Genomic DNA, 200 nt, shown 5'->3' on the forward strand with positions numbered 1-200 from the left:
TGGCGTTTCCGTCGGATTGGGTGCGCCAGGTGTCGCGGGAAGAAGCCAGCGCATTGGCCGGGCTGCCTGTCGCGCGTGGCGGCGTGTTCTTTTCGCAAGGGATGCTGGTGCAGCCGGGGCTGCTGATCGACGCGCTGCTGTCCGCGTCCGGCGCGGCGGTGATCCCCGGCCGCGCCGAGCAGGTGTCGTCTGCGGGCCAG

Annotated in this window: 1 pseudogene; it reads left to right on the forward strand. The window is 71.5% G+C overall.

Going from position 1 to position 200, the window contains the following annotated elements:
• A pseudogene (locus B3446_RS08075) lies at positions 1 to 200 on the forward strand (FAD-dependent cmnm(5)s(2)U34 oxidoreductase); the annotation flags it as partial.

It is taken from the genome of Achromobacter sp. UBA5777 (assembly GCF_002418565.1).
Classification (GTDB): domain Bacteria; phylum Pseudomonadota; class Gammaproteobacteria; order Burkholderiales; family Burkholderiaceae_B; genus Achromobacter; species Achromobacter animicus.